Annotated in this window: 12 protein-coding genes and 1 tRNA gene; 7 read left to right on the top strand and 6 right to left on the bottom strand. The window is 35.3% G+C overall.

Translation table 11 applies throughout. The features are described 5' to 3' along the window. Positions 1-9 precede the first annotated feature (9 nt). The 3 genes from LNQ34_RS01125 to LNQ34_RS01115 form a co-directional block, all read right to left on the bottom strand. A complete protein-coding gene (locus LNQ34_RS01125; RefSeq protein ID WP_017496101.1) occupies positions 10-468 on the bottom strand; it encodes a MarR family winged helix-turn-helix transcriptional regulator in 459 nt (152 codons plus the stop codon). 221 nt (positions 469-689) lie between these two features. Continuing rightward, positions 690-1,727 carry a helix-turn-helix transcriptional regulator gene (locus LNQ34_RS01120; protein ID WP_229998391.1) on the bottom strand — a complete coding sequence of 346 codons (1,038 nt, stop codon included), beginning with the start codon at positions 1,725-1,727 and terminating at the stop codon, positions 690-692. 102 nt (positions 1,728-1,829) lie between these two features. Beyond that, positions 1,830-2,444 (bottom strand): HD domain-containing protein, encoded by a 615-nt coding sequence (locus LNQ34_RS01115; RefSeq protein WP_229998390.1) that lies wholly within the window; start codon positions 2,442-2,444, stop codon positions 1,830-1,832. A gap of 543 nt (positions 2,445-2,987) precedes the next feature. Here LNQ34_RS01115 and LNQ34_RS01110 point away from each other — a divergent pair. The 7 genes from LNQ34_RS01110 to LNQ34_RS01080 all read left to right on the top strand — a co-directional run bounded on the left by LNQ34_RS01110 (position 2,988) and on the right by LNQ34_RS01080 (position 11,749). After that, positions 2,988-3,104: transfer RNA gene (locus LNQ34_RS01110), tRNA-OTHER, on the top strand. Between the two features lie 239 nt (positions 3,105-3,343). Continuing rightward, on the top strand, positions 3,344-5,584 hold the full coding sequence (locus tag LNQ34_RS01105; protein ID WP_229998389.1) for a hypothetical protein: 2,241 nt from the start codon (positions 3,344-3,346) through the stop codon (positions 5,582-5,584). A 317-nt stretch (positions 5,585-5,901) separates the two neighbouring features. Next, a complete protein-coding gene (locus tag LNQ34_RS01100) occupies positions 5,902-6,462 on the top strand; it encodes a hypothetical protein (RefSeq protein WP_229998388.1) in 561 nt (186 codons plus the stop codon). A 73-nt stretch (positions 6,463-6,535) separates the two neighbouring features. Continuing rightward, a complete protein-coding gene (locus tag LNQ34_RS01095; protein ID WP_229998387.1) occupies positions 6,536-7,957 on the top strand; it encodes an RtcB family protein in 1,422 nt (473 codons plus the stop codon). A gap of 930 nt (positions 7,958-8,887) precedes the next feature. After that, positions 8,888-9,685: a TatD family hydrolase gene (locus tag LNQ34_RS01090; RefSeq protein WP_229998386.1), complete on the top strand. Its 798-nt coding sequence runs from the start codon at positions 8,888-8,890 to the stop codon at positions 9,683-9,685. A gap of 231 nt (positions 9,686-9,916) precedes the next feature. After that, positions 9,917-10,678, top strand: a complete 762-nt coding sequence (locus tag LNQ34_RS01085) for a nucleotidyltransferase domain-containing protein (RefSeq protein ID WP_229998385.1) — start codon at positions 9,917-9,919, stop codon at positions 10,676-10,678. Positions 10,679-10,690: 12 nt separating this feature from the next. Continuing rightward, a complete protein-coding gene (locus LNQ34_RS01080; protein ID WP_229998384.1) occupies positions 10,691-11,749 on the top strand; it encodes a nucleotidyltransferase domain-containing protein in 1,059 nt (352 codons plus the stop codon). Between the two features lie 22 nt (positions 11,750-11,771). On the opposite strand, the gene LNQ34_RS01075 is transcribed toward LNQ34_RS01080, so the two are convergent. Genes LNQ34_RS01075 through LNQ34_RS01065 form a run of 3 tightly spaced genes read right to left on the bottom strand, consistent with a single transcriptional unit; the run spans position 11,772 to position 13,955 of the window. Next, complete coding sequence (locus tag LNQ34_RS01075; RefSeq protein ID WP_229998383.1) at positions 11,772-12,599, bottom strand: sensor histidine kinase; 828 nt, start codon at positions 12,597-12,599, stop codon at positions 11,772-11,774. After that, on the bottom strand, positions 12,596-13,243 hold the full coding sequence (locus LNQ34_RS01070) for a hypothetical protein (protein WP_229998382.1): 648 nt from the start codon (positions 13,241-13,243) through the stop codon (positions 12,596-12,598). The genes LNQ34_RS01075 and LNQ34_RS01070 overlap by 4 nt, the downstream gene beginning before the upstream one ends. A 4-nt stretch (positions 13,244-13,247) precedes the next feature. Further along, a complete protein-coding gene (locus LNQ34_RS01065; protein WP_229998381.1) occupies positions 13,248-13,955 on the bottom strand; it encodes a hypothetical protein in 708 nt (235 codons plus the stop codon). Positions 13,956-13,960: the final 5 nt, after the last annotated feature.

The following is a 13,960-nucleotide window of genomic DNA, read 5'->3' as shown; positions in this document are numbered from 1 at the left end:
GAATTAAGGTTATTCATTTTCTGATTTTTCTGTTTGATTGAATATGTTTTTATCCTGAATTAATTCGTTTATGATTTCAGAAACCTCTATAAAATGGTTTAGTTTCTCATCAGAAACATGTTTTCTTACCGTTTCATTAAATTTCAGAACCGTATTTTTAGATAAATCTCTTTTTTCTTTTCCAAATTCGGTCAGGTAAATTAAAACACCACGACCATCAGTTGGGTTTTTTTTGCGAACAATCAAACCTTTATCTTCCATAGATTTCAATGTTCTGGTAAGACTTGTGGCCTCCATGCCCATTCGGGGACCCAAAGCTGTCGATGGGGTTCCTTCTTCCTTATCTATACTCAAAAGGGCAAACCCGGTAGCCATTGTGGCATCGTACTTAGCAGCCTCTTCATTGTACATTCTTGATACAGCTTGCCATGTAGCACGCAGAATATAATCTATTGTTTTCTCTTTCATATGTAACTATATCGATTTCAAATATAATTAAAAAATACTATGCATGCATATTATTTTTTAATAATTTTTTGGTTAGTTAAAAAATCCCTTTGATTTATAGGGGTTTACGGTTAAAATTTAATTGAAATATACTATTCTTTTTTGATGTTTTAACAAAATTAGTGCTGTAAAAATTGTTTTATGGTTTTAAAATAAGATAAAATTCTGCATTTTGTAAAAAATTATGGCTTTAATTCAATGGTATTTTTGTGTTCATATCTTGAAACTGCCTTTTGAAGTATAGCTTTTACCCTATTTCTCAGATCTTCAGGTTTGATAATTTCGATGCCGTGGCCAAATCCTAAAAGCAAACGTTCCATTTCGTAATTTGGAGAAATGAACAAATGAACGATAATACTTTTGTCGTCATTTTCTTTAATGAGTCGCTGTGTGTGATGCAGAGGTTTGGTTAACACATAAGGTGCGTTGACAGCATCTATCCAAAGTTCGATCTTTTTGGGTTGTAAACCTGAATTAACGGTTACCCCAATTACGTTTTTATAAAAGAGCTCTGCATCAAAGTTTTCTTCTAAATAGGGAATGTTGAAATCGTAATCTATGGCAATGATTCTGTCCAGGGCTAAATTGGTAATAGGTTGTGAACTTTTTTTCTTTCCTACCAAAAACCATCGGTTATTGAATTCCTTTAAAATAAAAGGGTGAAAATGAAATTTGCTTTCTTCCTGAGATTTAAACGATTTATAGGTAATAACCAAGGTCACCTTTTTGATGATGGCCTGATAAATCTCATCCAGATAATGAAGTCCTTTTAGTTTTTCATTTTTGTCGAGATAGATAACGGGTTTGGTATGCGATTTTTCGGCGTAGATTTTATCCTCCAAACGCTGTAGAATATCCGATACATCATTAAAGAGGGAGAAATCTTTAAACTGTTTTAACATCGAAACAGTTTCGGTGAGCACATTCATGTCTGTTTCGGTTAGGGGTATATCGGTTATGGTGAATTCGTCGTCTTCATATTTATAGTACTTTTTATCATATACTACAATTGGGGCATTGTACCCCAGTTTCTCACTTCGCATGAGCTGAATATCCATCTGAATGGTGCGCTTGCTGATGGGGTTGGCTCGACCTTCGTATTCAAACAAAGCATCAGAGCAGCATTCGATTAAGTCGTCTAAAGTCCATTGCCGATATTTGTTTTGAAGACATTTGTCTATCGTTTTGTACCGAATTAGGGCGTTTTTGTTTTGTGACATGGTTCGTGTTTTTGGGCGTGTCCCTCCGGGTCGGGCTTTCGGCTATATCTTTTGTTCCGTTTCTCTTCACAAAAGGATACCGCCTCAATCCCTCACGCGCGTTTACGTTAATAGGGAAATCTCTTTCTCAATATTCAATCTTGCTTTCTTTTCATATAAATTCCTAAACTCATCCGTTTGAAAAATAAAGTCGTTTTCCAGAAAATGTTTCAGCGCCTTAGCACGTCCGGGTTTGTAGAGAAAATCAGGATAAATGCGGTATTCTTTTCTAATTTGTTCATAATAGATTTGATATGCTTCCCAATCACAGGCCAAAATCTTCAAGTCAAAATCGATTAACCAGTTAATATCTTCATTGTGATGATGAAGGTGCTGTTGTGTAGCACAGATTGCATCAAAAATGAATGGTTTGTTAAGGGTGATATTTTCGGGAAGAATTGACAAAGCGAATTCGGCACTTTTAAGTTCATTGTCTTTTCTGGAAGAAGAGTAAACAATATCATGATAAAAAATGGAGAACAATACTTCATTCGGATTTTCAAGTTTATCCCGATAGACCTCAAAACTCTCCATCATTTGTTTTAAATGCGTGAGATTGTGATAATGTCTTGATTTTTTAGAATAGGCCTTTTCTAAATACATCCATTTTTGCTGAATTTCATTTAATGGAAAGCCAATGTTCAAGAGTAATTCAGAATAGATTTTTTCTAAATTCATATGGTGTTTTTTATTTAAATCTAATGAGAAGCTCTGTAAGAGCTGAATATTTATGGCCAAATTATAACAGAGAATCAAAAGCTCCAGCGGAGCGATACCTTTATTTTCCTTTCATTAATAGAATATGTCACCCCGCTGGGGCTCTTCAAATGCATGTGAAAAAAATGTACAAATATGTCGTCCCTCTGGGACTTATACTTTTGTAATCTGAAAAAACTATAGTTATAACGTCTCTCCGGGACTTATAGACTTTTTTAAAATTAATATTTACTCAAATTTAAAATTCTTTTTTAACTGCGCAAAATAATTGCGTAGTAGTTTTAAAATCTTTGCTCAGGAAATAAAACGAATAGTATTTCTAAAAAATGAAACAAAAAATTTACTACGCAGAATAACTGCGCACTGGTTTTAAAATCTTTGTTCAGAAATAAAAACAAACGTTCATATAAATTAAATAAAGAATAAAACAGGTCAAGTTTGAGTTACTTCAGAAAACTTTCCAACGTACACACTTACACCATTACCTTTTTATTCAATTATTATGAAGCAGTAGCTCAGCGGTAGAGCAGGTAGTTTTGAGATTATCGGTAAAAGGTCAATCAAAACTTACTTCGTACACTTCTAATGTCCGGGTCGTGGGTTCGAATCCCATCTGTTTCACTATTGATGATCAATTAAAACTTACTTCAGAACATTGGTATTTCCCGTTCGAGTCGGCAAGTTTTAAAATTATCATTAATAAAATGAGGGTCAAGATTAACTTACTTCTTCGCGGTCGCCCGCTCCATTTTAGCTTAGTTAGTCTATTACACTCCAATTTCAGGTCAAGTGCTTCTTACTTCAAAATCTTTTAGGTAGAATCAGAAGCACCATTATCTAAATTTTAAAAAATTAAAAAAATGAAAACAACAACATTATTAAAAATCAGTTTACGTCAGAACGCTATTTTCATTCCATCAGAAATGATTGCGAATGACGTTAAAAATTTATCAGGAACAACATCCGTTTTGTTAGCCAATGTTTCAAAATTGGGATTTACATTTTCGGAGTCATTGCTTCAGGCTTTAAACAACGTAAGCCCGACTTACAAAGTTGAGGTTTTAGAAGTTTTGAGAGAAGTTTTAGGAACGGATAAAAACTGGACACCATTGGTGAAAGAATGGAATGTTCCAACTGGAGAATCTGTTTTGGATCATATTAGTACATATTTCGGAAATGTTTTTAAAACTAAAAACGGAACAACTTTATCCTGTGGACATATCATTCCTGATAATACTTTTCCGTTAGAAAGATACAACGGTTGTCCATTTTGTGGAACTCCTTTTGAATTTGGTAAAATCGAAAAAGTGGGACAGGGAAGCAAATTAAAAATGCTGGAATTGTGGTCCGAAAAAGATTTAAATGATTTCTATATATCCTTATTGCAATCCAAAACTGCTTTAGATGCTACTCAGACAGATAGCTTAAAAATGGTTATGCAGTACTTGCCTTTACCAAAAACTGAGGTAGCAATGAAGGAAACTTTAATGCTTGTAATCGATCTTTTGATTGAAAACGGTAAAGAAGAAGAAGTATCGCAATTTTTGAAAACACCAACAGATATTTTAAGATATTTATGGTTTAAGAATACGGGAATGCTTCAGATCATTGAGCCAAAAACCATTGTTAAAAGAGCCGCTAAAAATGGACAGCATTTTTATACTGTTTTGGATACAAGTGTGCAGGCGAGAATGGCGTCTCAGAAAGATTTGAAATTGAAATATTCAAGAAAAGGATGTTTGATGGTTGCCAACTGGTTGAATAATATGGATATGGAAGTTGAAGCCATGTGCGAAACGATGCATCCAAAAAGAGGAATGTGGGTTCGTTTTATCCGTGCCTTGCGTTTGGCAGAATACAGCAAAAGAAAAGGATTTGAGAAATTGAATTTTTTATTGGATGTATTTTACAATCAGGTATATGACGTTTGGCAGGGGAAAGTAAATTCGTCAAGGTTAAAGTTTGATGCCGATAAAACATTTGCGTTGTTAAAGCAACGTCCGGGTTTGTTTGCCCGTTCTTTATTTTCGAATATGCTTTGGTTTGGGGCTGATGAAACCATTGCTCATTTTTCTGAAATTATCGATAAAGTTCCGGCTAGACTGATCTTTACGCTGAACATGTATGCATCAAATTATTTTGATAAAAACATACAAAGAAGTGTAAAACCTTTAGGAGGAACCAATAAAAGAGTGAATCCAAACGCATTGTTGAATTTGTATGATGAATCGCAGCTGGAGGAGATGAAAAATCAGATTGAGGATTTGTGTCTTTTGGCGATGAAAAAAAGATTCGCAGCGGTTAAAAACACCAATAAAACCATCTATATCGATCCGCAATTGTTCAACATTCCGGTTTCAATAGGGGATCGTAGTGATACGGTTCAGGATTTACCGGTGGCTTTAATGGGAACACGTTTCCCGATTGAAGGCAACGAAGTGCGATTGTTTATGCAGTGGGGTGCAGGTTTACCGGCTCAACATCTGGATATGGATTTAAGCTGCCATATTGCCTACGAAGACCGTTCTGATATTTGTTCGTTCAGCCGATTGACGACTACGGGCTGTCAGCATAGTGGAGATATCAGAAGCATTCCGAATAAAATTGGAACTGCCGAATATATCAACATCAATATCGACGAATTGGCAAAAGCCAAAGCTAAGTTTGTGACTTTTACCTGCAATGCCTACAGCAACGGAAGTATCACGCCAAATTTGATAGTAGGTTGGATGAATAGTAAACACCCAATGAAAATTTCGGAAAAAACAGGAGTTGCTTACGATCCGTCTTGCGTGGATCATCAGGTTCGTGTGACGCAGAATGTGGCGAAAGGTTTGGTTTTTGGAGTTTTGGATGTAGCCAAAAGAGAAATCGTTTGGCTGGAAATGACTTTTGGAGGTCAGGTTGTGGGTGGTTTGGACTTTAAAGGAGTTCAGGCTTTGCTTGCCAAATTGAACAGTAAATTGAATATAGGTAGTTTGTTACAGCTTAAAGCGGAAGCTCAAGGTCTAACAATCACCGAAGATAAATTTGCCGATGAGGTTTATACCGCACAATGGGCGATGAATCCAGCAGTTGTGACACAATTATTAATTGATTAATGTTTGGAGGTACAGAGGTACAGAGGTTCAGAGAGGCAAAGGTTCAAAGGTTTGTAGAGAGCAATGATTGATCACATTGTTTTTGTCATTTCGACGTAAGGAGAAATCACATGCAGGATTTGACAAAGATTGATGACATTCTTTGCGGGGTTTCTAGTGTGATTTCTCCTTACGTCGAAATGACAATTAGCACCTATAAAACTCTTCGATTTTGCGAGAAATATGTCTTTGTTGAGCAAAAAAATTAGAATTAAATTCATCTGCGCAAAATAATTGCGCATTACTATTTGAATCTTTGAAAAAATAAATTGAGAGATATGAGAAATTCAGAATTTGAAATTCATCCTTTTAATGAAGCTTTCTATATTGAATCTTTATTAAATAAAACACGTTCAATTTTGAATGATGTTAAGTCATTAAATAAATTTTGGAAAAATGGAATTCATCATTGTAAAAATGACGATGCAATTTTAGATATACTTCAAAATATCATTGGGAATGTAGGAGCAATTTCTCGATTTTTTTGGCCTTCAAAGGATAAAGGATATTATAGAATTAGAGGAGAAAAACTTCGTAAAATTTATGATGTTAGTGATTCAAGCGTTTTAAAAAATAGAGATATGAGAAATTATATTGAACATTTTGATGAAAAACTAGATGATCTTTTAGAAGAATTCACTATTGGAATAGTAATGCCAAAATATGTGGGACCAATAGATGATTTTAATGATGGAAGAGCAATTTTTAGAGCATATTTTTATGATCAGCATATTTTTAAGATGCTAAATGTAGAATATGAAATGAAACCAATAATAGTTGAAATTAATAGAATTCATGAAATTTTATTAGTGCAAGATGAAAATGGTGGTCGATTTTAAAATAACTGCGCAGCAGTAAAAAACCTTTGCACCTATGAACCTCCGGACCTATGTCCCTTAAAAAAAAGAAACAATGAAAACACAAATAAACGGTACAGAAATATTAGAATTAGGATTTCCGGAAGGGAAAATAATCGGGATTGCCTTAAAAATAAACAGCAAAAGAAACGGATTTACAAGAGACGAAATGATCGCTTATTACAAAAACGTCTTAGAAACTCCGGAGAATTATATAGACGATAAAGTGTTCAGCAAACTGGCGGTTGCTTTAATCGAAAAATCAAACGAGAAACCGGAAGATTTCATTGCTTTAAATCAAAATCCAAATGCGTATTCGGCTTACGGACTGGATCATATCGAAGACGGAGCCAGAAAACAAATGGAAGTAGCCATGAAATTACCGGTTACCGTTGCCGGAGCCTTAATGCCCGACGCGCACCAAGGTTACGGATTACCGATTGGTGGAGTTCTGGCCACAAAAAATGCCATTATTCCGTATGGTGTTGGGGTTGATATTGGGTGTAGAATGGCGTTGTCGGTTTATGATATTCCGGAAGCTTTTTACTTTGAAAACGAAGCCAAATTCAAAAAAGAATTGATTAAGAATTCTATTTTTGGAGCGGGCCACGGATTTCATGGTCAGTACAAATCGGATCATGCGGTTTTGGAGAACGAGACTTTCAATAGGAATCCGTTTGTGAAAAACTTAAAAGATAAAGCCTGGTCACAATTAGGATCTTCAGGTGGTGGAAATCACTTTGTGGAATTCGGAATCATGGAATTTGCTCAGGACGATGCTGTTTTGAACATTCCAAAAGGAAAATATGTCGCTTTGTTAACACATTCGGGTTCACGCGGAATGGGAGCTACAATCGCCGGACATTATACTAAAATTGCGAAAGAGGTTTGTAAACTTCCGGAAGTAGCGAAAAACTTAGCCTATCTGGATATGAACACCCAATTGGGTCAGGAATACTGGATGGCGATGAATTTGGCGGGAGATTACGCTTCGGCTTGTCACGAGATTATTCATAACAAAATGGAACGCGCTTTAGGAGCGACGATTTTAGCCAAAGTCGAGAACCATCATAATTTTGCCTGGAAAGAAATCTGGAACGGCGAAGAAGTGATTGTGCATAGAAAAGGAGCAACTCCGGCCGGGAAAGGCGTTATGGGAATCATTCCGGGAAGTATGACCGCACCGGGATTTTTGGTGAGAGGAAAAGGGGAGGAGAATGCGATCAATTCGGCTTCGCACGGAGCGGGAAGACAAATGAGCCGAACTCAGGCGATTAAAAACATTACACCATCCGAGATGAAATCAATCCTGAGCGATCATGGCGTTACGCTTATCGGAGCAGGTCTGGACGAGGCGCCAATGGCCTATAAAGACATCCATCAGGTGATGAAAGCGCAGGAGGATTTAGTAGATGTAGTGGCTAAATTTACACCGAAATTAGTGAGAATGGCGGATGATGGGAGTAAGGAGGATTAGTGGTCAGTGATCAGTATTTAGTGTTCAGTCGCAGTCGCAGTTTTCAGTGTGGAGGCGTGTTTTTAGTGATCAGTCTCGGTCACGGTTTTCAGTGTGGAGGCGTGTTTTTAGTGATCAGTCTCGGTCACGGTTTTCAGTGTGGAGGCATGTTTTTAGTGATCAGTCTCGGTCACAGTTTTCAGTGTAGGGGCGCACAGTAGTGTGTCTAGCGATTTGTGGTAATTTTAACTGCAAAGAACGCTAAGATTTACGCAAGGTTCGCAAAGGTTTTTTTCGCATTTTTTCACCGCAAAGAACGCTAGGATCAACGCAAGGTTCGCAAAGGTTTTTTCCGCATTTTATGTCATCCTGAGGAACGAAGGATCACACGCGGGATTCGACAAAGATTGATGACATTCTATACGGAGTTTCTCGCGAAGATTTACTTCGTCAGTCGCTATCGCTCGAGTCTCCTTACGTCGAAATGACAAACTTTGTGGTGATTTTAACCGCAAAGAACGCTAAGATTTACGCGTAGGTCGCAAAGAATTTTTTAATGCAGATTTAAAAAGATTTTAGCGGATTATTTATAAAAATCATTTTGAATCTGCTAGAATCTGTAAAATCTGCGTGAAACAAAAAACTTAGCGTCCTTGTGCCTTAGTGAAAAAAAACAATAATAATTTAAGGCAACAGAGAGAAAAAAAACCTTAGTCTCTTAGCCTCTCAGAACCTTAGCCCCTTAAAAAAAATAATCGGTTCTAAAGAGGAAGAAACCTTAGCCTCTCAGAGCCTTAGCCCCTTAAAAAAAAATAATCGGTTCCAAAGAGAAAAAACCCCTTAGTCTCTTAGCTTCTCAGAACCTTAGCACCTTAAAAAAAAATAATCGGTTCTAAAGAGGAAGAAACCTTAGCCTCTCAGCCTCTCAGAACCTTAGCACCTTAAAAAAAAATGACATATATAGACATAGGAATTAATTTAACGAATAAACAATTCCAAAACGACACAGACGATGTCGTACAAGACGCACTTGATGCCGACGTATCGCAGATGATCCTTACGGGCACAAGCATACGAAACAGTGAAGAATCCTCGAAGATGGCGAGGCAGTATCCGGGTGTGCTGTATGCAACGGCGGGAATACACCCGCATGATGCGAAGAGTTTTGATGCGCAGAGTATTTGGAAACTTCGAAATTTATTAAAGCAGAAACAAGTCGTTTCAGTTGGCGAATGCGGACTCGATTTTGATCGTGACTTTTCGCCCAGAAATGTACAGGAAACCTGTTATAAAGCCCAACTAGAATTGGCGATTGAAGTACAGAAACCTTTGTTTTTGCACGAAAGAGCTGCTTTTACCAAGTTTATGGACATTACCAAAGATTATTTACCGCAATTGCCCAAAGCCATGGTGCATTGTTTTACGGGAACGCTGCAAGAAGCCAAAACCTATCTCGATAACGGATTTTATCTGGGTTTTACCGGCGCGATTTCTGATACCAAACGTTTCGCTCATTTAAAAGAAGTGATTCAATACGTACCGCTCGACCGCCTGATGATCGAAACCGATGCGCCCTTTATGCTTCCTAAAAATGTGCCGAACAGCCTTTTGAAGAAATACCACGAACGCCGTTGCGAACCTGCATTTCTGCCGTATGTGGCCGGCACCATTGCCCAGTTTAAAGGAATTACTTTAGCTCAAGTGGCGGAAGAAACGACTCGAAATTCTAAGAGTTTTTTTGGGATTTAGTTGTAAAGAGACAAAGAACTGTTTTTGTCATTTCGACCGAAGGGAGAAATCACAGGCGGGATTCGACAAAGATTGGAGACATTCTGTGCGGAGTTTCTAATGTGATTTCTTCCTTCGGTCGAAATGACAAACATCACGAGAAAAAATGTAATCACACGTCTTTGTAGTAAAAAAAGTTAGGTATTCGTACTTGATTTGAAGGCTTTTTGTTTATTTACATTGAAAACAATCATGAAAGAAAAAATATTAGAAAAATTAAAAGAAATAGAAAAGCAGAAAGATGTAGAGGTACTTTTTGCAGTAGAATCTGGAAGTCGTGCGTGGGGATTTGCTTCTCCGGACAGCGATTATGATATTCGTTTTATATACAAACACAAACCAGAATACTATTTGTCGCTTTGGGAAAAGCCAGACGTAATAGAATTCATGACCGAAGATGACCTTGACGGTTCTGGCTGGGATTTACGTAAATCTGTAAAGTTATTAGCAAAATCTAATACAGCTTTGATTGAGTGGTTGTTTTCGCCAGTTGTATATTTTCAGGAGGATGATTTTGTAAAACAAATGCAAGATTTAGCCGTTGAATGTTTTTCACCAATAGCGGTTTTACACCACTATTTAGGAACAACGAAAAACTTTATGGAAGTATGCGAAATGGAAGAAGTAAAACTAAAGAGTTATTTCTACGCTTTAAGAACAGCTTTAGCAGGAAAATGGATTATAGAAAAGAATACTTTTCCACCCGTTGCTTTTGCCGATTTATTGCCAATTGCACCACAAAATATACAAGAGAAAATAATAGAGTTGCAAAATATAAAAGCCGGTCAGGATGAAAAATATTTGCACCCTAAAGAAACTTTAATAACCGATTTTTTATTGGAAACAATACAATTTAATCAAGAGAATGCTAGTAAGTTAGGAAGTGGGAATAAGATAAATGAAGAGTTGGATTTGTTTTTTAGAAGAGAAACATTTAAGAATAGTTTAGTTTAAAATTTCAGTAAAATGACCATCCAAAATTTAAAATCCCAAAACCTAATCCTATTCGAAGTTATTTCGGGTAGTAGATCTTTTGGGTTAAATACACCAACATCCGATACCGATATTAAAGGGGTCTATTATCTGCCAAAAGAAAAATTCTTTGGGTTAGATTATATTCCGCAGGTTAGTAATGAGACGAATGATGAGGTTTATTACGAAATAGGGCGTTTTGTAGAATTATTGCTTAAAAATAATCCTAATATTTTGGAAATTTTAGCTTCACCGGAAGATTGTATTTTGTACAAACATCCGCTGATGGAGCGTTTACAATTAGGAGATTTTTTGTCTAAACTCTGCAAGGATTCTTTTGCAGGTTATGCCATAACTCAGATCAAAAAGGCGAGAGGTTTAAACAAGAAAATTGTAAATCCAATGCCAAAGGAAAAGAAAAACCTTTTGGACTTTTGTTATGTTTTAAATGGATATGAAACAGTTTCTTTATTGGCATTTTTAAAAGAGAATAACTGGAATCAGGAACAAATAGGTTTAGTAAATCTTCCTAATTCAAAAGGAATGTTTGCCATGTTTTATGACGAAAATAAAATTTTGGGTTATAAAGGAATTATTCAGAAAGAAACCTCCAATGAAGTTTCGCTTTCATCAATTCCAAAAGATGAAAAGCTAATGGGTTACTTGTCTTGTAATCAGGATGGCTATTCAAAGTATTGCAAAGAATATACTGAATACTGGAATTGGATTGAGAAGCGCAACGAAGATCGTTACAATACGAACCAACAACACGGGAAAAATTATGACAGTAAAAACATGATGCATACTATCAGGCTTTTACAAACTGCGGAACAGATTTTGTCCACTGGAAAATTAAATATCAGAGTTTCTAATCGGGACGAATTATTAGATATAAAAGCAGGAAATAAAGAATACGATGATTTATTAGAAATGGCCGATCAATTAATTGCTTCAATCGAAAGTCATTACGTAACTTCAAATCTTCCTGAAAAACCTGATGAAGAAAAGGCCGTTCAAACCATAATCAAAATCAGAGAAGAATTGTATAAATAAGGAAAAGCTTGTTTTTGATGTTTTAAAAAGATTCTTTGCTGTACTGTTCTAAAATTTGATCTTCTAAGGGGCACACAAACAATAAATGTGTCCCTTTTTGAGCAGGAACAATTTTAAAAGTGCCACGTATGGCTTCCATTCGAAGCGACATATTGTTGATACCATTTCCTTTTTGAATCGTATCAGAAAATCCAATTCCGTTATCATTCACTGTAATTTTAAGATCATTCTCAGTCTGTTCAAATTGAATTTGCAGAGTACTTGCCTCACTGTGTTTGTATACATTGTGAACGGCTTCTTTTACTACCAAAAAGAGATTTCTTCTGGCTTTTACAGATAAATTGGTTTCTTTTTCAATGATATTCGAATCTAGCTGAAATGTTATAGTCGTTTTATCTAAAAAACGTTTGACATAGAGACTCACATATTCTATAAAATTACCAATAGTATCATTTTGAGAATTCAGACTCCAGAGAATTTCTCTCATGGCTAAATTCATATCTTCTGAAGTCGCTATAATGACTTCCAGATCTTCCGAAAAACTTTCTTCAGGCATTTTATATTTTAAAAATTCTGCCTGAAGTTTTATGGCCGAAATTCCGGCACCTAAATCATCATGCATATCCTGCGAAATACGCTCTCTTTCTACTTGAATCGCTTTCTGACGTTCTAATTCTTTCTGCAGCAACTGGTTTTGAAACTCGCTTTCTTTGATTTGGTTTTCCTGTTGCTGAATCAATTGCTTTTTATTGTAAATAAACACCATCATAATAATGAAGCACACAAACAACAACATTATAATAATGGCGATAATATAGGTTAGTTTTATTTCGGGGGGAAGCTCGCTCATTTAGTTGAGGTTTTTGTGATTCGCTCATATTTTATAAGGGCATAATAAAATAAAGCATACATGATAAAATTGACTACAGAGCTAATTTTTCTTAGAATTTCTAAGAAAAACAGATCTTCTTTTTCAAATAAATACATAGGTGTAAACCTAAAAATAATGTAAGTACTCCAGAAAAGTAAAGCGGTTGAAATCCAGAAATTCTGATCGTCGGTGATCTTACCTTCAACCGGAATCTGAAGCTTTTGATAAAACCACAAAATGGAATTAAAAATATAGAATAAAGCTAGCAATATTCCAAGTTGTGGTAAAAACTTTGTGCTTAGAATATCAATAAAAATGAAACAGTAAGATAAAAGGATGAATGCAACGAATGCCCCAATTCGCTTAAAATTTCCGATATAGATTTTTGAATAATAGATTCCAAAAAATAAAATGCAGAATAGTGCATATATATTATAATAAACGGCAAAGTCAAATTGCCTTAAGTAGGCTTTAATTTCTCCAAAGACTTCTAAACTTAAAGTCCCAATTAGATAAATACCTAAAAAGTTTTGAGCCGGAAATGTATATTTCCAGCCCAAAACTATTGCTTTTAGTGTTGTTATGCTTAAACAACTTATGTAAACAATTTGTAATACTTCCATTTAGTTAAGGATAAACTCTTCCAAAGTCGTATGCTTGAGCTTTGCCTTTTGAAACACTTTGTGCACGAACAACGATACTCAATTTATTTTGATTTGTAGGCTCTTCATTAGTTTCTTCAAATTTAATCATTTCAAAAAACAATTCTGAGTAACTAGATTCAGGTTTAGAGTTATTTAAAAAATGTTTTAGAATAAAAAAATAGAGGTCTTTAAGTTTATAACTAACGGCTTCCGTATTTTTGATTTGGAGACCACCAATCCTGGTTTGTGTATTAATTGTTTGAAGTAATTTATTTTTATAATTGTTACTATATTTTATAAAGTCTTCTTTCTCAATTTTTTCTATTTTTTTAGCCTTAATTTTGAAAAAGAAATCTTTATCTCCAAATTTTTCGGTTTCTACAGAAGATATAGAAAAACAAATTGAAAATCGATCATTATCATCTTGTATGAAGTATATTTTAAAGTAATCTAATTTCTTCTTTTCTTCTACAGGGGCATTATCATAAGAACTAGATATTTCAGAAATGAAATTTTTTGAATCGATACAGAAATCATAAATCATATTGCGAATTTCTAGTTTTCTTAAGGCTTTATTTCTTAAATAAACCTCCTCATCCGGCATAGTTTTAAGAACTACTGGTGCTAATGTTTCAAATTTTTTTAAAAATGCTTTTTTAGTAACTTTTTCTTGTGATTTTAGTGTGTCCATAATTT

This window comes from Flavobacterium lipolyticum (assembly GCF_020905335.1).
In the GTDB taxonomy this organism is placed as follows: domain Bacteria; phylum Bacteroidota; class Bacteroidia; order Flavobacteriales; family Flavobacteriaceae; genus Flavobacterium; species Flavobacterium lipolyticum.
This window is presented reverse-complemented; position numbering and strand designations above follow the sequence as displayed.

What these genes read in the sequence shown, in the direction of transcription:
- LNQ34_RS01125 (WP_017496101.1), bottom strand. Translation starts at nt 468, where the DNA reads ATGAAAGAGAAAACAATAGATTATATTCTGCGTGCTACATGGCAAGCT.
- LNQ34_RS01120 (WP_229998391.1), bottom strand. Translation starts at nt 1,727, where the DNA reads ATGTCACAAAACAAAAACGCCCTAATTCGGTACAAAACGATAGACAAA.
- LNQ34_RS01115 (WP_229998390.1), bottom strand. Translation starts at nt 2,444, where the DNA reads ATGAATTTAGAAAAAATCTATTCTGAATTACTCTTGAACATTGGCTTT.
- LNQ34_RS01105 (WP_229998389.1), top strand. Translation starts at nt 3,344, where the DNA reads ATGAAAACAACAACATTATTAAAAATCAGTTTACGTCAGAACGCTATT.
- LNQ34_RS01100 (WP_229998388.1), top strand. Translation starts at nt 5,902, where the DNA reads ATGAGAAATTCAGAATTTGAAATTCATCCTTTTAATGAAGCTTTCTAT.
- LNQ34_RS01095 (WP_229998387.1), top strand. Translation starts at nt 6,536, where the DNA reads ATGAAAACACAAATAAACGGTACAGAAATATTAGAATTAGGATTTCCG.
- LNQ34_RS01090 (WP_229998386.1), top strand. Translation starts at nt 8,888, where the DNA reads ATGACATATATAGACATAGGAATTAATTTAACGAATAAACAATTCCAA.
- LNQ34_RS01085 (WP_229998385.1), top strand. Translation starts at nt 9,917, where the DNA reads ATGAAAGAAAAAATATTAGAAAAATTAAAAGAAATAGAAAAGCAGAAA.
- LNQ34_RS01080 (WP_229998384.1), top strand. Translation starts at nt 10,691, where the DNA reads ATGACCATCCAAAATTTAAAATCCCAAAACCTAATCCTATTCGAAGTT.
- LNQ34_RS01075 (WP_229998383.1), bottom strand. Translation starts at nt 12,599, where the DNA reads ATGAGCGAGCTTCCCCCCGAAATAAAACTAACCTATATTATCGCCATT.
- LNQ34_RS01070 (WP_229998382.1), bottom strand. Translation starts at nt 13,243, where the DNA reads ATGGAAGTATTACAAATTGTTTACATAAGTTGTTTAAGCATAACAACA.
- LNQ34_RS01065 (WP_229998381.1), bottom strand. Translation starts at nt 13,955, where the DNA reads ATGGACACACTAAAATCACAAGAAAAAGTTACTAAAAAAGCATTTTTA.